Source organism: Gloeothece verrucosa PCC 7822 (assembly GCF_000147335.1).
Lineage (GTDB): Bacteria > Cyanobacteriota > Cyanobacteriia > Cyanobacteriales > Microcystaceae > Gloeothece > Gloeothece verrucosa.
In genome coordinates, this window is sequence record NC_014501.1 from 2,473,222 (window position 1) to 2,492,123 (window position 18,902).

At 40.6% G+C, this 18,902-nt stretch carries 19 protein-coding genes and 1 pseudogene; 9 read left to right on the forward strand and 11 right to left on the reverse strand.

What is annotated here, in order from left to right:
• Positions 1–69: 69 nt before the first annotated feature.
• The 3 genes from menD to mutS form a co-directional block, all read right to left on the reverse strand.
• Positions 70–1,836, reverse strand: coding sequence for a 2-succinyl-5-enolpyruvyl-6-hydroxy-3-cyclohexene-1-carboxylic-acid synthase (menD, locus tag CYAN7822_RS10810; protein ID WP_013322300.1), 1,767 nt, complete (start codon positions 1,834–1,836; stop codon positions 70–72).
• A gap of 212 nt (positions 1,837–2,048) precedes the next feature.
• Positions 2,049–2,678, reverse strand: a complete 630-nt coding sequence (locus tag CYAN7822_RS10815; protein WP_013322301.1) for a hypothetical protein — start codon at positions 2,676–2,678, stop codon at positions 2,049–2,051.
• Positions 2,679–2,823: 145 nt separating this feature from the next.
• Positions 2,824–5,502 carry a DNA mismatch repair protein MutS gene (gene mutS, locus CYAN7822_RS10820; RefSeq protein WP_013322302.1) on the reverse strand — a complete coding sequence of 893 codons (2,679 nt, stop codon included), beginning with the start codon at positions 5,500–5,502 and terminating at the stop codon, positions 2,824–2,826.
• 412 nt (positions 5,503–5,914) lie between these two features.
• Between mutS and CYAN7822_RS10825 the strand changes: the two genes are divergently transcribed.
• Together CYAN7822_RS10825 and CYAN7822_RS10830 are read left to right on the forward strand one after the other, a co-directional pair.
• On the forward strand, positions 5,915–6,427 hold the full coding sequence (locus CYAN7822_RS10825; RefSeq protein WP_013322303.1) for a VOC family protein: 513 nt from the start codon (positions 5,915–5,917) through the stop codon (positions 6,425–6,427).
• 277 nt (positions 6,428–6,704) lie between these two features.
• Positions 6,705–7,289: a hypothetical protein gene (locus CYAN7822_RS10830; RefSeq protein WP_013322304.1), complete on the forward strand. Its 585-nt coding sequence runs from the start codon at positions 6,705–6,707 to the stop codon at positions 7,287–7,289.
• Between the two features lie 215 nt (positions 7,290–7,504).
• Here CYAN7822_RS10830 and CYAN7822_RS10835 read toward each other — a convergent pair whose 3' ends face one another.
• From CYAN7822_RS10835 to CYAN7822_RS10845, 3 genes are all read right to left on the reverse strand, one after another.
• A complete protein-coding gene (locus CYAN7822_RS10835) occupies positions 7,505–9,142 on the reverse strand; it encodes an FAD-dependent monooxygenase (RefSeq protein WP_013322305.1) in 1,638 nt (545 codons plus the stop codon).
• Between the two features lie 120 nt (positions 9,143–9,262).
• A complete protein-coding gene (locus CYAN7822_RS10840) occupies positions 9,263–9,982 on the reverse strand; it encodes a hypothetical protein (RefSeq protein WP_013322306.1) in 720 nt (239 codons plus the stop codon).
• Positions 9,983–9,997: 15 nt separating this feature from the next.
• A complete protein-coding gene (locus tag CYAN7822_RS10845; RefSeq protein WP_013322307.1) occupies positions 9,998–10,681 on the reverse strand; it encodes a hypothetical protein in 684 nt (227 codons plus the stop codon).
• Between the two features lie 378 nt (positions 10,682–11,059).
• Between CYAN7822_RS10845 and CYAN7822_RS10850 the strand changes: the two genes are divergently transcribed.
• From CYAN7822_RS10850 to CYAN7822_RS10855, 3 genes are read left to right on the forward strand one after another with little or no spacing between them, the layout of a single operon-like run.
• Positions 11,060–12,037, forward strand: a complete 978-nt coding sequence (locus CYAN7822_RS10850) for a sulfurtransferase (RefSeq protein WP_013322308.1) — start codon at positions 11,060–11,062, stop codon at positions 12,035–12,037.
• 30 nt (positions 12,038–12,067) lie between these two features.
• Positions 12,068–12,271: a hypothetical protein gene (locus CYAN7822_RS37625; protein WP_157871802.1), complete on the forward strand. Its 204-nt coding sequence runs from the start codon at positions 12,068–12,070 to the stop codon at positions 12,269–12,271.
• Between the two features lie 6 nt (positions 12,272–12,277).
• Positions 12,278–13,492 carry a YeeE/YedE family protein gene (locus tag CYAN7822_RS10855; protein WP_013322309.1) on the forward strand — a complete coding sequence of 405 codons (1,215 nt, stop codon included), beginning with the start codon at positions 12,278–12,280 and terminating at the stop codon, positions 13,490–13,492.
• 9 nt (positions 13,493–13,501) lie between these two features.
• Here the strand turns inward: CYAN7822_RS10855 and CYAN7822_RS10860 are convergent, their stop codons facing one another.
• Both CYAN7822_RS10860 and CYAN7822_RS10865 read right to left on the reverse strand, forming a co-directional pair.
• A complete protein-coding gene (locus CYAN7822_RS10860; protein ID WP_041933209.1) occupies positions 13,502–13,687 on the reverse strand; it encodes a diguanylate cyclase in 186 nt (61 codons plus the stop codon).
• Positions 13,688–14,175: 488 nt separating this feature from the next.
• Positions 14,176–14,376 (reverse strand): hypothetical protein, encoded by a 201-nt coding sequence (locus tag CYAN7822_RS10865; protein ID WP_013322310.1) that lies wholly within the window; start codon positions 14,374–14,376, stop codon positions 14,176–14,178.
• A gap of 201 nt (positions 14,377–14,577) precedes the next feature.
• Here CYAN7822_RS10865 and ccmP point away from each other — a divergent pair, with 201 nt between their 5' ends.
• Together ccmP and CYAN7822_RS10875 are read left to right on the forward strand one after the other, a co-directional pair.
• Positions 14,578–15,219, forward strand: coding sequence for a beta-carboxysome protein CcmP (ccmP, locus tag CYAN7822_RS10870; protein ID WP_013322311.1), 642 nt, complete (start codon positions 14,578–14,580; stop codon positions 15,217–15,219).
• 141 nt (positions 15,220–15,360) lie between these two features.
• Positions 15,361–16,302, forward strand: a complete 942-nt coding sequence (locus tag CYAN7822_RS10875; RefSeq protein WP_013322312.1) for a hypothetical protein — start codon at positions 15,361–15,363, stop codon at positions 16,300–16,302.
• Positions 16,303–16,365: 63 nt separating this feature from the next.
• On the opposite strand, the gene rpsR is transcribed toward CYAN7822_RS10875, so the two are convergent.
• Together rpsR and rpmG are read right to left on the reverse strand one after the other, a co-directional pair.
• Complete coding sequence (gene rpsR, locus CYAN7822_RS10880) at positions 16,366–16,581, reverse strand: 30S ribosomal protein S18 (RefSeq protein ID WP_013322313.1); 216 nt, start codon at positions 16,579–16,581, stop codon at positions 16,366–16,368.
• A gap of 45 nt (positions 16,582–16,626) precedes the next feature.
• Positions 16,627–16,821: a 50S ribosomal protein L33 gene (rpmG, locus tag CYAN7822_RS35635; protein WP_013322314.1), complete on the reverse strand. Its 195-nt coding sequence runs from the start codon at positions 16,819–16,821 to the stop codon at positions 16,627–16,629.
• Positions 16,822–17,052: 231 nt separating this feature from the next.
• Here rpmG and CYAN7822_RS10885 point away from each other — a divergent pair, with 231 nt between their 5' ends.
• The gene (locus tag CYAN7822_RS10885) at positions 17,053–17,295 is read left to right on the forward strand and encodes an AbrB/MazE/SpoVT family DNA-binding domain-containing protein (RefSeq protein ID WP_013322315.1); all 243 of its coding nucleotides are present in this window, start codon (positions 17,053–17,055) and stop codon (positions 17,293–17,295) included.
• Positions 17,289–17,633: a type II toxin-antitoxin system PemK/MazF family toxin gene (locus tag CYAN7822_RS10890; RefSeq protein ID WP_013322316.1), complete on the forward strand. Its 345-nt coding sequence runs from the start codon at positions 17,289–17,291 to the stop codon at positions 17,631–17,633. Before CYAN7822_RS10885 ends, CYAN7822_RS10890 begins: the two co-directional genes overlap by 7 nt.
• A gap of 162 nt (positions 17,634–17,795) precedes the next feature.
• Here CYAN7822_RS10890 and CYAN7822_RS39400 read toward each other — a convergent pair.
• Positions 17,796–18,473: pseudogene (locus CYAN7822_RS39400) on the reverse strand (MBL fold metallo-hydrolase); the annotation flags it as partial.
• Positions 18,474–18,902 lie beyond the last annotated feature (429 nt).

Genomic DNA, 18,902 nt, shown 5'->3' on the forward strand with positions numbered 1-18,902 from the left:
ACTTTTTACAAATACTTGAGTATTTATCCAAGTAAATACACTGATTCCCCTTTCAAGGCGGGATTTTAATTAAGAAAAATTTCCTAAATTATTCTTTAACCATTCTGCATCAAACTTGCGATTAGTATTAATTTCTAAAATTCTAATTCCTGTCTGCGGTAACGGATTTAATAACTGTTGAAATTCTGCCCAATTCCTAATTAAATAATACTCAATTCCATAAGTCAAACACAGAGACTTAAAATTGACTGCTTGGGGCGTAGCAAAATATTCCTCAAAATACGGCTCAAATTGAGCAATAGGTAACATTTCAAAAATTCCACCGCCGCCATTATTAATTAAAATAATCGTTAAATGTCCTCTAAATTTTGGGCGAATTAAAAACCCATTAGTATCATGGAGCAGGGCTAAATCTCCCGTTAACATCACACTACTTTGATAATGATGAGCCATACCTAAAGCCGTTGATAAGGTTCCATCAATCCCGTTAGCCCCTCGATTAAAATAGGGGATAATATGATAATTATTTGCCCTCCAAAAAAATTCTGCATCTCTTACCGGCATACTATTAGCAATAAAAACCGGGGTGTTTTTGGGTAGCAATTGCGACATTAACCAGACAATCTTACCTTCGATAAAAGTCTCTATAGACTTCATCGTCTTATCAATATTTTGTCTAACTTTTGTTTCTAGCTCACACCAGGATAAAAGATATTCAGAATGAGTATCAGTAGCCGCTATCTTGAGAGAATCTGTTAACTGTTCAAGAGAAGTTCGTAAATGAATAGTTTGACCGTGCAGCGCGTCTAAATTTTCTGAATGGGGGTCTATAATCCATCTTTGAGGTTGAATATTCTCTAACCAACTACGGAGTTGTTTACTGGTGGGAAGTTCCCCAATTTGAATGACAATATCTGGCGTTAATTGAGCGGCTAAAGAGGGATTGCGAAGAATTAAATCATAGGTACAAACTAAATAGGGGTTGAGAGCGGCAAAATTTCTCAGAGGAGATAACGCTTCAGCTAGAACCGGATAGTGTAAAACTTGAGAAAGACGAGCGATACTCTGACAATAGTCTTGTGGATGATAAGAATGAGCAACGCCGGCTATGATAATACCTCGTTGATAACACTGCCATTCTTCCATCAAGTTTAAAAATTGCCCAACCTGGGAGGACGCGGAAATACTACTTAGGGATAGTGCTTTTTTGCCTGTCCCAGAAGTAATAGCCGCAAAAAATCGATTAAAGTCAAACAGAGATTGAACGGTTTCCATCTCAGGACTAATCACAGGGGCTAAAGGTTCCCGAAAAGGTAAATTAAGATGCACCACCCCCGGAGTGGGAAATAGGGAGCGTTCCCAAGCATGAATGAGCGTTTGTCGCAGATAGGCAAGCATGGCTATTGCTGCATCAGGGACAGCGATTTCTGTTTGCCAGTTGGGATAGTTACCATATAATTTAAGCTGATCGATCGTCTGTCCGGCGTGGCAATGACGTAATTCAGGAGGGCGATCAGCAGTTAAAACTAATAAAGGGACATGACTTTCTTTGGCTTCGATAACCGCAGGATAAAAGTTCGCGCCGGCAGTTCCCGAGGTACAGACTAAGGCCACTGGTAAACCGGTTCTTTTAGCCATACCCAAGGCAAAAAAAGCGGCGGAACGTTCGTCTAAAATGGGAATAGCTTCTATATGCGGATGTTGAGCAAAGGCTAGAGTTAGAGGGGTTGAACGCGAACCCGGACAGATGACAGCAGTGGTTAACCCTAGATGATGTAAGGTTTCCACTAATATCGAAGCCCAAAGGGTGTTAGTGTTGCGAAAGTCAATTGGCATTAGTCATTGGTCATTAGTCAGTAGTCATTAGTCATTGGTCATTAGTTAATAGTAAATCTGATTTAGTTAGTTTGAAAACGCCTGCCCCTGCATCATTGATTCAGAAAACGTCAAGGCCTCACCTTGGTGGGTGTGGGTAACACAAAAAAAGGCGGCAACTGGTTTAACCTTCGTTGTGCCGCAACTTTTCTAACGCCTCTGGGGTAAAAGGGTTATGCTGGATTTTGAATAGCTTCAATTGACTGCTGGGCCTCCTGTAGAGCGCCTTTGACTGCCTCAATTTGAGGTCTAAGCTGATCGCCGATAGGAACGATTATATTGTCTCTGGCGGCTTCTACATCATCGGCTAAACGGTTAATACTGTTAGCCAGGTTGTCTAAGGACAGGAGCAAATTTTGGGCGTTTTGTTGAATCTGGGAACCTAAACCGGCACCATACAATTTCTTACTGTACTTTTTCACTTTTTCAGCTAAATCATCTACCTTATCAGCGAGATTTTCGAGGGCATCTTGTCTATTTTCAATATCGTCTTCTATTTGTTTGCGAATAGCTGGTTGTGTCTCCGTTGCGGCAAGGTCAAATTGTTCTGGTAAATCGCTAATTACCTGATTTGTATCTTGCACAGCTTTCTGAAGGGAAAATTGAGTTTTTGTTACTATTGTTTGCAAGGTACTGTCTAATTTTGGCGTTTGAGTAATGACAGTTTGGGCCAACGCATCATCTGTAAAAATCATGCCCACTACCCAGAAAAGCCCTACTATAAACCCAGTGCGGATCGAGTTCCGCACCCCAGTTAATACTCTATTTTTTGGCAGTTTTAGCCAGTTAGTTAGACGCTTCATCTCCATTATCCTTGTCAATCTAGATACATCTCGTTGCTATAAAGCACTATAAATTTAGCGGAATACAGTATTATTGTCAATGCTATAGTGCCCATGAGTGATAAATTAGGATATATTCAGATTTTGTAAGCTTAAAAACGGCTAATTACTCTCCAAAAATATCCAACTGTTCAAGCATTTTTTCTCTCGATTTTTTATTTTTAATGGGATTGACTTTTTGAATTCCTTGCCGCAATCCTAAAGCAATTTTACTATGTTTTTCGATCTGAGTCATCACCTGTCTAGCCCGATCTATCACTACAGAGGGCAATCCAGCTAACCGCCCGGCTTCTATCCCATAAGATTTATCTGCGCCGCCGGGACGCACTTGATGTAAGAAAATAATTTCATTGGGCATTTCTTTTACAGTTACTTGATAATTAGCCACATTTGATAAAATAGAAGCTAATTCATTTAACTCATGATAATGAGTCGCAAAAATTGTTCTAGCTTGAATTTCTGCCGCTAAATATTCTGCCACCGCCCAAGCAATGGATAACCCATCAAATGTAGCTGTACCTCGTCCTATTTCATCTAATAAAACTAAAGAGTTAGGCGTGGCATGATTGAGAATATTCGCCGTCTCATTCATTTCTACCATAAAGGTAGATTGTCCGGTTGCCAAATCATCCACCGCGCCCACCCGAGTAAAAATGCGATCGCAGATTCCTAAAAGGGCGGCTTTAGCAGGAACAAAACTACCGATCTGAGCCATTAATTGAATTAAACCCACCTGTCTTAAATAACAACTCTTCCCACTTGCATTAGGCCCAGTTAAAATAATTAAGTCAGGATAATCCTGATTATTTCCTTCTGATATTTTACTGGGCGGCAAACTTCCCAGATTAGTTGAATTGGGAACAAAAAAACCCATTCCTAAAGACTGTTCAACCACAGGGTGTCTGCCGTCAGTAATTTCTATTATTCTTCCTTCGGTTATTTGAGGGCGGGAATAACTTTGATAAACCGCTACTTCCGCTAACCCGGCTAACACATCAATAGCCGCTACAGCCTTCGCTATATTGCGAATTTCTTGGGCTTTCTCGGCTACTTTAGCTCTTAATTGCGAAAAAATTTGATATTCTAATTCATGTAGTTCATCTTTAGCCCTCTCTATTCGAGTTTCTCTTTCTTTTAATTCAGGGGTAATATAGCGTTCCTCATTGGTTAAGGTTTGTTTGCGGATATAATTCTCGGGGGCATGGTCGGCTTTAGCACGAGGTAAACTGATATAGTAACCAAAAGTTTTGTTATAGCCTATTTTTAAATTAGAAATACCTGTGCGTTGCCTTTCGCTCACTTCTAAATTAGCTAACCACTGTTGATCTTCCTCATACAAGCGGCGCATTTCATCTAATTGAAAGTTGACCCCATCTTGAATAACCCCCCCGTCTTTAAGATGTAAGGGGGGAGTTTCTACCAAATGGGCGACCACTTCTTTTCCTAAAGCTTCTAAGTCTGGGGGAATTTTTTGTAGCGCCCTGAGATAAGGTGAATTGCCCCCTTTAGCTAAGTCGGCTAAATCAGTTAATCTAACTAAAGACTGGGCTAAAGCGAGTAATTCTCTGGCGTTAGCGGTTCCCGCGCCCACACGTCCGGTAATACGTTCTAAATCATAAATATCTCGCAGCAGTTGCCGCAAGTCGGTACGAAGCGAAGGGTTTTCTTTTAACTCTTCAATGGTATCAAGTCGCGCTGTAATGCCTTTAATACTTAAGAGAGGTTCTGATAACCAACGGCGTAGTGCCCGTCCTCCCATTGCCGTAGCGGTGCGGTCTAATGCCCACAACAGAGAACCATAATAACTATTATCTCTTACCGTAGAAGTAATTTCTAAATTTCTCCGGGTTTGATAATCTAAAACCAGAAACTCAGTTAGGTTGTAAGTTTTGAGGGGTTGTAGGGGGACTTGATGCGCTTTTTGGGTATCCTCTATATATTCTAATAATCCGCCGGCTGCCCGAATAGCCAGAGTTAACTCTTCACATCCTAACCCCTCTAGAGACTTAAGGCGAAAAGTGGTTAACAGTCTGGGTTTAGCTTCATTGAGGGTAAAAGGTATTTGGGACCGCAGGGAATAACAAAAACAGTCGGGTAAATAATCGGCTAAGTAATCAGATTTTTCTCCGGGTCGTAGTAGGCTATTAATATCAGGGGCATTAGTAGGAATTAAAATTTCTGACGGTTGTAGCCGCAATAATTCTAGAGTGAGGGCAGATAAATTATTAGATTGAGTGGTTAAAAATTCTCCCGTAGAAATATCGGCATAAGCTAACCCCCAATGGTCTTTGGCAATAACAATGGCGGCGAGATAATTATTTTTGCGAGCGTGTAACATTCCCTCATCGGTTATGGTACCGGGGGTAAGCAGTTTAGTAATTTGTCTTTCTACCATGCGTCCGGCTGCTGCGGCTTCGGCGGCATCTTCCACTTGATCGCAGATAATGACAGCATAGCCTTTTTCTACCAATAATCGGCTATAACGGTCTAGGGCATGATGAGGAACACCGGTCATAGCTACTCGCCCTATTTCTTTGCCGCCATCTTTACTGGTGAGGGCTAATTCTAATTCTTGGGAGATGGTAACAGCATCTTGAAAAAAGCACTCAAAGAAGTCCCCGACTCGATACAGTAATAAGGCATTGGGATATTGTTCTTTTACCTCTATGTAGTGCTGAGACATCGGCGTTAATTTGCTACGGTCCAGTTTACGATAGTCCGTATGAGGAGATTTTTTAGTGGCAATTTCTGTGGTGATCTCTGGGGACTCTGGAGAGGTAGTCATGAGTAGAATGGGAATATAACAAGCTGCTTTTGTTGAGTTTAGCACTTCGTAAGGGGGATTTATGTTAAGGCTTTGTTACGAAGCGTTTTAGGGAAATGCTATAGACTTCCATTGCCTTGACAACTTTTATATCTATAGACAGGTTTCCCAAAAATGCCAGTAGAGCAGATTTGGTGACAGGTTAAAGGTAAGGAGTAGCTAAGTTTCTAGGGTTTGAGTAGGGTTTGGGACTAGAAAAAATGTCTGTAACTCGAAAAATTCCGAAATTGGGGTCAGGAAACGTCTCTAATTATGTAGGCAGAAAAAAAGTTAATTTTTGCTCCTTTGATCCTAGGTTGAGCTAAATCCCGCTGATTGAAGTGAGTCATCTCCTACATATTAACCATTTGTATAACTACCTCAAGTTACAAACATGATACAAAAATTGCCAAGAGTATTTATTGGAGTGCTGTTAGCTGTTGTATTAGCTATTGGTTTGAGCGCACCAGCATACGCACAAGAAGAACTCTCAAAAACTACAATCCAAATACTAAAACCCCAAAGTTATTTATACAGGGTAAATTCTTCCTCTATAAAAGGCAAAGCAACTCCATTTTACGTTGATATCCTGGGTATGACAATCGATCAAAACATGGATACCCCCTGTACCGATGATCCTAAGCAGATTTGTTGGAGGGAGTTTTATTACCCTAATGTAGTTCAGGGGAGGATTGCAGTCTACCAAAACCCTTATGAAGGAACGGGGACAGCGAAAGGAGTAATAACAATAGTTGTTGATAATGTAGCGGTGACTAAAAAATATTTGGAAGACAGAGCCATTCCTGTAAGTTCAATTCAAAAGCCTGGTAATGGAGTACGGTTAGCATTTTTTACTGATCGTGATGGCAACAGTTTAGCTATTCGCGATAATAAAGGCACAAATTGAGCTATTCCGTATAAGTTTAACCGGAGCGCGTCAGTTAAACTCTTGATAGATATAGGTTCCGTGCCGCTTATACCCCCTTTAAGCTAGAAAATATGTCCAGCAAGGTTTTTAGCCCTTTTAGTGACTAAAGTTTGTCGCGAGTCCCGATGGGTTAACCTTTTCCTTCTAGCTTGATAGGTATAGGGAAGCCCCCTTTGAGCCACTAACATTTGTCCCCTGTCCCTTTAGTACGACTTTTTATCGTACATATATACTATTTGAATGGAGGTTATTGTCTATGATTTCTGCAAAAATTCGACAGATTTTATCTGTAGTTGTCGGTACTTTCTGTCTCTTGTTAATGTTGACTGTTATGGATGTTTTTGTTCTAAATAAAGCGGAGGCTCAAGCGGCAATTGCAAATTGTCCTCAAGTCCCTGGAACATATTTACTAAATACCTATTACGGAACTGCTATTAGTTCTAATAACTTCACAGGAAAAAGAGTAATATCACTAACTTCAGACGGTCAAATTGTTGCTATTGATTCCAATCAAGGTGGTACTTACGGTGTCCCTCCGGCTGCTCAAGGATTTCCTAATAATCGTTTTACAAGCGGACGAGGTGTTTGGGAATGTGGTGCAAATGATAATTGGGTCGAAGCCACAACGTTAAACTTTAATTTCCCAGATCCCAATTCTGCAAAGCCTGAAAAGGTCACTGTTGCCAAAAGTGATTATTATGCAAAGTTTAATTTCTCATTGGATACAGTGTCAGGAACATTTACAATTACTAGCTTTCCTTTAGATGGAGACCTGCCAGAGCAAGAATCGAGTCATTCATACACATTTGCTTTTGATGGCACTCGTATTTCTACTCCATAATGACGATTACGCCTAATATTATACCATTTCTATGTGAAGCTGCGCCGAATTTTTTAATTGGTTGCATCTTTATACAGAAATGGTATTGTAAAATTTTGCTCTAATTCTAGTCAAATATAGTCCAGTGCGTTGAGCTTTAGCTAATACTGCCTCTCAATTGTAGATGAGATGTCCTCATTGATTAAATATTTATATTTTAAATTCAAAAATTTTGTTTAATAAAAAATGCGTTTTAGATAAGCTTGAAGCCGCTCCCATTCAGATAAGGGGCTACAAAAACAGATATAACCATCAGGACGAATTAGATATAAACAAGACTCTGTTATTTGATATTGTTGAGCAAATCTTTGTTCTGAATCTATTAAAATAGAATAATTTTTCTCTAAATCTGTTGCTAGTTCCTTACGCGAAAAAATAGGATAAACAGTAATAGTTTCGGGGTAATTTTCTTCAATTTCTCTAACTTTTGCCCACCAATTTTGATAGATCTTACTCAAAATTTCCCCATCAATAAACAATAAAAGAACCTGCCGCTTACCCAAAAGCTCAAAAATTCGCACAGGTTGCCCTGAGAGTTGATGTAGTTGCGCGTCAGGGGCGCGATCTCCTGCCTTGACTGTACCTGGATTCAAATTTGCAAAAAAGCTAGGTTGAGAATTTGCAACAATGGGACTGTGACGATAGCTGATATTGACTTCGGCTAAAGTATTAGCACCTCGAACCGTGATCGCGCTAATCTTCATCCCCACCGACATCATAACATTGCGTAGAAATTGAGCAAAAGGGTTGCGTAAGGTAGCCACTCGCGTAATCATGTCAGTGAATAGTAACACTTCACTAGCAACCGGTTCTCGTTCTATCTGATAGCTATCTAGCAGCGATGAGGGGGATAAACCAGCCGCTACTAAGGCTAATTTCCAACCTAAATTATGTGCATCTTGAATGCCAGTATTCATCCCCTGTCCGCCGGCTGGACTATGTACATGAGCGGCATCTCCGGCTAAAAATACTCGTCCCATGCGATACTGTCTGACTTTGCGACGAGAAATATGAAACTTGGAAATCCAGATCGGATCACTTAATTGTAGGTTAAGGGCACTGGCGCGATCCACCAAGGCTTGAATCTGCGCTAAAGTGGGTTCAGAAGCGGCTAGTTTTTGAGGCCAACTAATAATTACCCGAAACCTTTCCCCGGGCAGAGGAAACAGGGCTAACACTCCATCAGCATAATAAAAGGCGGTAGCTTCGTTATCAGGTAATGACCCATCGATTTTGACATCTGCTAAGACAAAGCTTTCTTGATAGTGAGAACCCACAAAAGGAATGCCTAAAAGTTCCCTCACTTTACTGCGGGAACCATCGCACCCCACTAACCAACTCGGTTGATAAGTTTCTTGCTGTCCATCGGCATGATGTAGGGTAGCAGTAACGCCTCCTTCGTGCGGCTTCAATCCGACTAACTCGACATTTTGCTGAACTTTTACGCCAAGATGAGCCAAATGTTCCCTTAAAATGCGTTCTGTTTGGCTCTGAGGCAAGCTAATCACAAAAGGATAGGGACTATTAACGGTATTAAAACTAACGCTTCCTAAGCGCTGCTGTTGTGCCTGTAGGTTGATTTTATGAAGCGGCTTACCGGTCTCAAGAACAGGTTTTATTACTCCTAGGTTTTCAAAAACTTCAAGGGTTCTGGGAAAAATGCCTAAAGCTTTCGACCACTGGGAAGGGGCATCTGCTTTGTCGATAATGCGGCAAGATATGCCTGATTGTGCTAAACTCGCCGCCATTGTTAATCCCACTGGCCCTGCACCGACGATCAAAATTTCCTTTTCTGGATTTAAAGATGACGACATTTTCAGCTTCCCAATCAGTTATAGTATTTTACTCTAGTCACTCGCTTAAATACTTCCTCTCCTAGTTAGAATAAGCTAAGACGCATTTAAATTATTTATTGAGGGCTAAAAATCCTGAAATTAATCTTGTTTATTTCGTAATTTTATCATTTCTTTATGGACTGTCATGCCAATCTGTATAGCATCTTGTAATAAATCTCTATAATTACTACTTGGATTACTTAAATCGAAGGTCATTAAAGCTGTTAAATTAGCTTCGATACTGGTGAGTAAATCATATTGATTGTTAATCAGTGCTTTATGTTTTCTGATAATTTTCTCTACGGTAAAACCTTGAATTAAACTATCTTTGATTACCCTTAAAGCCTCCATTAAATCTTGATGTTGACTTTCCCAATTTTCTGCCGTATTTAAGGCATTGCTTAATTCTAGAGCTTTCACTAGCTTAATCGATTGAATTAGATGATTATATTGTTCAGTTTTATCAACTAAGATAGCTAAAGACTTAAATTGATGACTTTGTTTCCACCAATAAATATTAATCAGTAACATTAACCCTAAGCAGATGATTGCTAAAATTATTAATATTTGATTAATTTCGGTGCTACCTTCAGGCATTTTGACTCGATTACGAATGACAATAATAGCGAGGGGAATCACGCCAATTAAAATCAGTATAAAAGTAAAAATTTCCGTTAAAAAAGTTGAAAACAAACTCTTCTTATTTTTTAAAAACACTCCTCGATAAATATCAAGAGATATTTGAGTCACAAGATTTCCATCAATTAAACTCTCTAACTCTTGTTGCTCAATCAAAAAATCATCAAGATTCACTGACATTTAATTCTCTCCATTTTAGGAATTAAAACCTAAAACTCTACCAATAATTCTAAAGAGTTGAATATAAAAATTACTTTCTATATCGCGAAATAAAGCAAAAGGTTGACCCGGACTCCCAAAAAAAGGTCTAAGCGTCCATCCTAATTGACTGCCAACAAAAGCAAATAGAACTAACCAACCCCGAATAATATTTTTTCGATTTTTAGGAATTTCATCATTTTGGAAAGGAATATTAATAACTGAGTGATAGAAAAAATTAATGCCGATAAAACCCGTAATCGCAAAAATCGTAATATTCAACAATTGAAAAAAGAAATAGTCATTAGAAGAAAGTCTAAAGAAAAGAGAAACCGGAGCAAAACCAAACAACATTACACTAATCATTGATAGAGAAGCTAACAGTAAAGCAATATATTGAATAAAACTAAACCGAGAGCCAGAGACAATATCAAAAAAATATAACGTTGGCAGACAAATAATTAAGGTGAGTAAATATAAAGCTGGTAATTTGAGCGCTGAAGACAGCATTTGTAACCAGCTTTGAGAAGACCCGATAATGGCTCCATAAATGGCTAAAAAAACGGCACTACAAATCAGTAAGGAAAAAATTTTAGTTTCTAGTCGGTTACCTTTATGAATTTCTTCCAAAAACTGAAAACGATTCCGTAAAAAGCTAATTAAAATGGCGAAATGATTCATGGCTAAACTTCCCCAATAATTTCTAGGGTAACCAGGCTCTCAAGCTTCGTCAAGGGATATAATAGGAAATTTTCAACTTCTAAGAATCATCCTCGGCCATGTCGAAGAAAAACCCGAGCGTGCTTAATAATGTAGCCTTATAAACCGTTTAAATTTTATAACCTAGATTAATCTCCAGTAGCTCCTGGGCCAACTATTGAAAACTTTCTTGGACTAAACTCTTGCTATTGTTTGTAAACTTGTGAGATGATTTCTAAGAAAACTATTATAATTTGATAAAGTTAGTGTAGTTTGCAAAAAAAACCTTCTGCTTTGATTAATAGCATAGAGTCTGTAGGCTCTAGGGAAACCTTTGATTATTCATAGAGGAAGTAAAAAATGAAGAGTAGTATCTTAAAACAGCTTTCATTGATTAAATCTTGGCCTTCAAAAATCTTGTTTTTTCTGATTTCTGTGATCGTTTGTACAGCCATTATTCCCCTACTACCGATTCATCCGTCTACAGCCGCTACACCTTCTAAGGTTGTGTTTGTGTCTCCCTCTTGGGTTGCCGAACATCAAAACGATGCCGACATCCGTATACTTGATGTGCGAAGTAACCCCTTAGATTACATCACCGGACATATTCCTAATGCTGTGCATATTGCCGATCCGACTTTTCGCGGGCCTAACGGCACACTACCAGTACAATATTGGCAAAGCCAGAAACTACAGTCTCTTTTTAGCGAAGCCGGCGTAACTGATCAAAGCAAAATAGTGGTTTATGCTGATGGCAGAGAGATCCTCGGTGCAACAATGGTGGCTTATCTGTTAGAACGAACCGGACATCATAATGTAGCAATTGTAGATGGTGGGTTAGCTGGCTATAAAGCCGCTCAATTGCCAGTGGCTAAAGAATTTCCTAAATATAAAGCCGGCACCTTTAGCGTAAAAGATGATCCGTCAGTTCGCGTTACCCTAGAGCAAGTTAAACAATCGATTAAAAAGCCTGGCATCGTATTTATTGACCCTCGTCCCCCTGAGTTATTTTCCGGGGAGCAACAGATTTGGGTGCGTAACGGACATATTCCGGGAGCTAAAAATATTCCTTGGGTTAGTTTCACGGTTGGAGAATCTAACTTTCATCAATTGAAACCGTTAGAAGAAATTAAACAAATTTTAGCTAAACGTGGCATTACCCCGGACCAAGATATCATCGTCACTTGTAGCACTGGACGAGAAGCGACTTTGCAGTATCATGTATTAAAGCATTTACTGGGCTATCCCAAGGTAAGAGTATACGAAGGCTCGTGGACAGAATATTCGTCCTATCCAGATTTGCCCATCGAAACAGGGCGAGATAGCCAAAATGTCTAGCCTGAGCCGCTTCTGGAGTATCCTTAAAAGATGAAAATCTTTTCTTTAACCCTAATTCCTTGCTGTTTTGCCCTAAATATTATCAATCTATTACCGACTAGCGAGTATGCTTCTGCTATCCCATACAAGATGAGTTGCGCTCCCACTAGAACTGATGATACTAGAAGGAAACCTAAGCCCTCTCCCTCTCCCTCTCCTTCTCCCTCTCCTTCTTTGATAAATGTTTTAAGTTAGCTAATCATGAGTAGTTCAGGCATTTCTCTATCGGTTGCACCCCGCAGTTTACAACCTCGCTCCCAGAAAACCCTCATTTTACTGCTTCTAGTAATAGGAATAGCGATCATACTGGCTTTGAGTCCTTTTGGTTGGCGGCAATGTGTCTTATTTCTCATCGGCAATTTATTTGGCATTAGTCTTTATCATGCTAGTTTCGGGTTTGCCTCGGCTTACCGCAAATTATTTGTTCATGGTGAATTCAAGGGCATACTGGCACAGATCTTGATGTTAGCCTGTGCGACGCTCTTATTTGCTCCCATTCTCTTAAGAGGTTCCCTATGGGGACAAGAAATGACAGGAGCCGTTTTTCCCGTCAGCGTTCAAGGAGCCATTGGTGCTTTTCTGTTTGGGGTGGGGATGCAGCTTGGTAGCGGCTGTGCCTGCGGAACACTTTACACTATCGGCGGTGGTAGCAGTATGATGCTATTGACACTGTTGACCTTTTGTATCGGAGCATTTTGGTCCACCCTAACCGCCCCTTTTTGGTCAGGGTTCCCCAAAACTGAACCTTTATCTTTGATAGAGCAATGGGGATGGACTGGAGTATCTATTCAATTGCTTACTTTTGGGCTTATTGCCTGCGCTTTGTGGTTTGCCAAGAAAAATCCGGAGAAAAAAAGCGAGGTAATGCCTACTTCACCCGGGCAACCCTCTTCATGGCTTCATTCTCTGTTGTATGGCCCTTGGTCCCTTCCCATAGGAGCGTTTATGCTGGCTTTTCTCAATGGGTTAACCCTACTTATAGCCGGACGACCTTGGGGGGTTACTTCGGGCTTTACCTTATGGGGCGCTAAAATCGCACAGCTATTAGGCTGGAATCCTGCCACTAGCGAGTATTGGAGTCAAGGGACACACTTTGAGTCCCTCAGTCGTAGTGTGTTAGCTGATGTGGTTTCTGTGATGAATTTGGGTATTATTCTGGGTGCTGCCCTAGCCGCCGCCCTTGTCGGACGCTTGTCCATTAAAAAACCCCCTTCTAAATTAGCGATGATGGCGGCTTTATTGGGAGGGTTGCTCATGGGTTATGGGGCTAGGTTGGCCTTTGGCTGTAATGTGGGCGCTTACTTTAGCGGCATTGCTTCCACGAGTTTACATGGATGGCTTTGGATTATTTGTGCTATGGGCGGAACAGCGTTAGGCGTGAAGCTACGTCCGTTGTTTGAGTTGTCTAATGGATAATAGCAAAAGTTAATGGCAGGGTAGAGCGATGACAACTCGATTCCTGCCTGAATTTTTAGCCTCATACAAGGCTTTATCGGCGGCTCGAAGGAGTTGTTCTTGAGTCTTACCATGCAGACCATAAATAGCCACCCCCAAGCTGACAGTATATTGAATCATAGTATTATTATGTTGGGCGCTTAAAAGAGAATTCAACTCAACCTGATGTTATTCTGCTCATTTGATAGCTTCGTTCATCGAAAATTACGGGTAGAAACCCCGTCCTTCTAGGACGGCTTTACATAAATTTGAACTAGGATATAATAATTAAAGCCACGATGACCTTAATTGGCAGGTGAAAATCCTCGTGGTGGGACGCTCTAGTTAAATGGCGTTTAACCGAAATGGTTAAACCAGTGGCAACACTCTAGTCCTAGCCCCCACAAGCAAAAACAATTGAGCGAGTGAGCAAACAGACACCTAAAAGTAGACTCAGATCCTTTTGGACGAGAGAGTAGAGGGATTTTGGCTATCCCTTCAATGATGTTTCCATCATTCTGAGAATCCTTGCACTTCAGGGCAAGGAGTGTCAAAATTATAATACTAAGGATCTGGACAGGATCTTAGGCATGATTTGTCCTGTTGTAGTCATCTAGTCTTGATCTGGCTCAGCAAAAGTTTTGTTTAATAAAAGACAAAAAATTTTAAAAACCTTCTTTTTTATCGGCACCGTTCAATAAATTTAAGTTGTTTTCATCCCAATAGTTAATGGTGGCTTGGCAATCATCGGCGGTTTCTATAGGATTGTTTTGAAGGTATTGAATAAACAGCGCTAACTTAAGCGTCGGTTGTATTTCTAATGGAGGCACAGGGTTAGGGGTGGGTTGATGACTTGATTGAGTCATGTTGCTCTCTTGTAATTGGTGGTTTTATCTTAATCTTAACAAGACTCTTGAGAGCTTTTTTTGGATATGAGGACGAATTTCGAGCAAATTCATGATAGTTTGCTCACTTAATGCCTTGAAAATGGTTATAACCGTGCATCTTATGGTAACTTGTTGTAGGTCAATTCTATAGCTATCTTACCACCAACGGAGTATTCAATTTTGGGTGTAGAATTACGGAGTTACGTTTATTTAGACAGGTTACAACCTCAGCACGCCGCTTATATTGGTGCGGTAGCACAAGGATTTTTACCCGTGCCGGGCGATGCTTCTTTGTGGATAGAAGTCTCACCGGGGATTGAAATTAACCGCATTACGGATATAGCCCTTAAAGCCGCCGTTGTCCGTCCTGGGGTGTTATTTGTGGAAAGACTCTACGGACTTCTAGAAATTCATTCTAGCAATCAAGGAGAAACTCGAGCCGCCGGCAAAGCCATTTTAGCCTCACTAGGTATTAATCAAAAAGATTGTATTAAACCGCAAGTGGTTTCTAGCCAAATTATCCGTAATATCGACCCTTACCAAGCACAACTGATTAACCGGAGTCGCCGGGGACAAATGCTGTTAGCCGGACAAACTTTATATGTTCTAGAAGTTCAACCCGCCGCTTATGCTGCCCTCGCTGCTAATGAAGCTGAAAAAGCGGCTTTAATTAATATTCTACAAGTGAGTGCTGTCGGGAGTTTTGGAAGATTATATTTAGGAGGAGAAGAAAGAGATATTATTGCCGGTTCTAGTGCGGCATTAGCGGCTATTGAAAATGCGCCGGGGCGGGATTCTAGTGATGGGGATAGGAAAGAATAATCTAAGAAACTACTTATAAAAAAAGTGTTAAAAAATACCTAAAAAAGTTTTCCGAGCCACCCATCTTAGTGCTGATTTTGCGCTTAAGATTTTGCTGCTATAATCCCTGGAAACCCAATTCACGAGTAAGCCTTAAATTGTATGAATACAATAGAAGCAACGAAAGTTAGCCAGTTTACCTATCTGCTTGACAAAATTGCTTCAGCAGAGTTTCGTCAAGAGCCATTTAAGCATTTAGAAATATTTGATTTCCTTTCAGAAGAGCATTTTAATGCCGTAATCAATGCAAGTCAAATTGCTATAGCAAAAGCCAATGATACAAAAAGTTTAATTGATACTTTGATAGAGCAAGGGTATGAAATTATCGCTTTTCCAGGTTGTACAACCTCAGTAAAGGCTTACTTAAAGTGGCTTAAAGGCCAATCTGGCTACACTAATGTTGAAACCTGCGAGGGTTTTGGCCTTGCCTTTCGTCTGAAAACTCCCCAAAATAATATCTTAAAACAGCTTCGTGAGTTTTTTCATTCTGAGGAGTTTAAAAACACTTTGAGGGAGAAATTTAACATTACAAGACCCACTAAATATGATGCAGGTCTGCAAAAATATCTTCAGGGTTACGAAATCAGTCCTCATCCAGATATTCGCAGCAAAGCTTTAACCTATATGTTGAATGTCAACCCATCGGTAAATTCTGAAGATTTAGACATTCATACTCATTACCTTACCTTAAAACCCAAGAAGCGCTTTATTGGAGAGTTTTGGCGTTACAACGAAGATTATGATAGATGTTGGGTGCCCTGGGAGTGGTGCGATACGGTTAAACAGCAGACTAAAAATAATAGTATTGTCATCTTTGCTCCTTCTTGGGATACTCTACATGCTGTCAAACTCAATTATGATCATTTGGCAACACAAAGAACTCAATACTATGGAAATCTCTGGTATACAGATATGCCGACTCAGGGTCCTATGCCTGATTATCAGCAATTTGAGATTCAAGGCAGACTTAAGCCGCAGCCCGGCTCAGAAACTACCCTACAAATGCTCAAACGCTATGCTAAAAGTCTAATTAGATTAGGGTGAGCCATACCCACCCTGCTGATCTCTCTGGGAATGGCAGCATTACTCATCTCCTGCCATTTTCTTCTAAGCTTCTTTGTTGATAAAAGGTAATAAAGCTATCAGTCTAGCGCGTTTTACCGCCGCCGTTAAATCTCTTTGCTGCTGGGCTGTTAATCCTGTAATCCGTCGGGGTAAGATTTTGCCGCGTTCAGTAATAAATTTCCGTAGCAGTTCGATGTCTTTGTAGTCAATGGGTTGACTGGGAGGAATGGGAGACAGCCGCTTACGATAATAACTCATAGTTTTTTCTTTCTTTGACTTTTTACTTAATTTATGCTAAAGAAATTACTTGATTTCTTTGTGGACAGTATGCTTGTTGCAATGGGTACAGAATTTTTTTAATTCTAATCTGCCTGTAGTATTACGACGGTTTTTAGAGGTCGTATAGCGGGAGACACCGGCGGAACGCTTATTGGTGTTCGAGCGGCATTCGGTACATTCTAGAGTGATGATTAGGCGTACACCTTTCTTGCTGGCCATAATCGAGGAACGTTTATCCTAATTAAATTTACACACAAATAACTATCATCGCATATTCTAGGCTCTTTGATCAAGAGTAAAGGACTGTTTTACGAGGCGATAAAACGGCATTTCTCAAGGCAGCACAGAAGGCCAATCAAGCTTTCCAATATTTAGTAGGAGAGTCGGTGGTAGTATAGAAATATCTTGTATATTCATTGTATAAACACCGTTGAGGATTTTTAGTTAATCATGGTGATACAAAAGTTAAGTCAGTGGGGTAACTCTCTTGGGATAAGACTACCACAGGCGATAATTCAAGAAATTGGGCTAAATGAAGGAGATTTATTAAGGATTTCCTTAGAAAATAATCGAATTATTTTATCACCTGCCCGTCCTAAATACACCCTCTCCGAATTACTTCAAAATATCTCTGCCGATCAACAGCATGAAGAAATCGAGTGGGGCGATCCCCAAGGAGACGAGATTTGGTAAAAATTGATGGTAGTATTCCCTGTCGTGGCGATATCATCAGGCTTTCATTAAATCCGCGAACCGGCAGTGAACAATCTGGGATACGTCCGGCCTTAGTGATTTCTCCCCAAGCCTATAATCGAGTCTCAAAAATTATTTTAATCTGCCCCATTACGAGCAAGGAAAAGGGGTGGCCTTTTGAAGTGAAATTGCCGGATTCGTGCCAGGTTCAAGGAGTAGTATTGGTCGATCAATTAAGAGCCGTCGATTGTCAAGCTAGAAATGCTAACTTTATCGAAAAAATCTCGATGGAAACGTTAAACGAAATCATGGCTCGTCTTGAATCTTTGGTAACATGAGTAAATGGCCTGGGTCTAGAGGAATTTTGGGACGTTGATAGCGATAACCGGTAAAGGGAATTGATGAATTTAAATATACATCCCGCAAAAAACGAGGGGATCAACGCTTGAAGTGGTAGAAGTATCCGCCGCACTTTGATCTAAATCCGGCTCGAGTAATGCCCCACATAGCTCATTACTAGGAACAGCTTCTTTCATTCGTTTGGGATAGGGTAGATTCAGATTCGCCATTAATTCTCGAAACTGGGTGCGGCTACGGCCAGCAAAACGAGGATTACAGCGTTTTTCCTCTCCAATGGTAGAAACGGTGCGTCCTTGATAGTCATGTCCCGGATAGACAAAGGTTTCATCGGCTAAGGTAAACAATCGCTCAGTAACCACATCATACAGTAAGCCGGCATCCCCATTTTGAAAATCGGTGCGACCACAGCCGCGAATTAATAAAGAATCTCCACTTAGCAAATGAGTCCCATTGATTAGATAGGCATTATGTCCATTGGTATGACCCGGAGTAGCGATCGTCCGGATTTCCACCTCTCCTAATAACAATAGTTCATCATCAGCCATAAAGCGATCGGCTCCCATCACGCCGGCATTTTGCGGCACAATAATTTCACATTCGGTCAAGGTTCGCAATTTAGCCGCGCCGGTAATATGGTCAGCATGAACGTGAGTTTCTAAACAGTAACGTAAGGTTAACCCAAGCTCTCGCAGAATTTGTAAGTCCCGTTCCACCTGTTCTAGCACGGGATCGACTAAAGCGGCTATTTTCAAGTGAGCATCAGCGATTAAATAAGTATAGGTAGAAGATTCTTTATCGAACAGTTGCCGCCATATCAGTGTATTTTGCTTTTGTTCCTCGACAAAAACCTTAAAACCGGTTTTAAGTGGCAGAGTTTGCAATATTTCTTGGGCTAAATCTTGTGCTTGTTTTCGGAGTTCCGGCACCGCGATAGACTCCCAAAGATTACCCGCTCTTGAAGTCCCTAAAGTATATAACCAGCTAGAGGGATTCCCTTTAGCATCAAGAATGGCACCATTATTAGCCGTGTCAATGCCTAATCCGATGGCACTGGGGCGTAATAATCCTAAAATTTGCAAACTGCTGATCAGAGGATGAGAAATAGTACGATAATTTCCGTTAGCGCCGGTACAGTTGATCAGACGACCTACGCTCAAATGAGTGATGATCTCTGTTCCCCGTTGACGGAGCGTTACCTCAAGACCACTTTCAGTTAAACTGGCATTTTCCAGCCGCGCGGCATAAAC

What these genes read in the sequence shown, in the direction of transcription:
- menD (WP_013322300.1), bottom strand. Translation starts at nt 1,836, where the DNA reads ATGCCAATTGACTTTCGCAACACTAACACCCTTTGGGCTTCGATATTA.
- CYAN7822_RS10815 (WP_013322301.1), bottom strand. Translation starts at nt 2,678, where the DNA reads ATGAAGCGTCTAACTAACTGGCTAAAACTGCCAAAAAATAGAGTATTA.
- mutS (WP_013322302.1), bottom strand. Translation starts at nt 5,502, where the DNA reads ATGACTACCTCTCCAGAGTCCCCAGAGATCACCACAGAAATTGCCACT.
- CYAN7822_RS10825 (WP_013322303.1), top strand. Translation starts at nt 5,915, where the DNA reads ATGATACAAAAATTGCCAAGAGTATTTATTGGAGTGCTGTTAGCTGTT.
- CYAN7822_RS10830 (WP_013322304.1), top strand. Translation starts at nt 6,705, where the DNA reads ATGATTTCTGCAAAAATTCGACAGATTTTATCTGTAGTTGTCGGTACT.
- CYAN7822_RS10835 (WP_013322305.1), bottom strand. Translation starts at nt 9,142, where the DNA reads ATGTCGTCATCTTTAAATCCAGAAAAGGAAATTTTGATCGTCGGTGCA.
- CYAN7822_RS10840 (WP_013322306.1), bottom strand. Translation starts at nt 9,982, where the DNA reads ATGTCAGTGAATCTTGATGATTTTTTGATTGAGCAACAAGAGTTAGAG.
- CYAN7822_RS10845 (WP_013322307.1), bottom strand. Translation starts at nt 10,681, where the DNA reads ATGAATCATTTCGCCATTTTAATTAGCTTTTTACGGAATCGTTTTCAG.
- CYAN7822_RS10850 (WP_013322308.1), top strand. Translation starts at nt 11,060, where the DNA reads ATGAAGAGTAGTATCTTAAAACAGCTTTCATTGATTAAATCTTGGCCT.
- CYAN7822_RS37625 (WP_157871802.1), top strand. Translation starts at nt 12,068, where the DNA reads ATGAAAATCTTTTCTTTAACCCTAATTCCTTGCTGTTTTGCCCTAAAT.
- CYAN7822_RS10855 (WP_013322309.1), top strand. Translation starts at nt 12,278, where the DNA reads ATGAGTAGTTCAGGCATTTCTCTATCGGTTGCACCCCGCAGTTTACAA.
- CYAN7822_RS10865 (WP_013322310.1), bottom strand. Translation starts at nt 14,376, where the DNA reads ATGACTCAATCAAGTCATCAACCCACCCCTAACCCTGTGCCTCCATTA.
- CYAN7822_RS10875 (WP_013322312.1), top strand. Translation starts at nt 15,361, where the DNA reads ATGAATACAATAGAAGCAACGAAAGTTAGCCAGTTTACCTATCTGCTT.
- rpsR (WP_013322313.1), bottom strand. Translation starts at nt 16,581, where the DNA reads ATGAGTTATTATCGTAAGCGGCTGTCTCCCATTCCTCCCAGTCAACCC.
- rpmG (WP_013322314.1), bottom strand. Translation starts at nt 16,821, where the DNA reads ATGGCCAGCAAGAAAGGTGTACGCCTAATCATCACTCTAGAATGTACC.
- CYAN7822_RS10885 (WP_013322315.1), top strand. Translation starts at nt 17,053, where the DNA reads ATGGTGATACAAAAGTTAAGTCAGTGGGGTAACTCTCTTGGGATAAGA.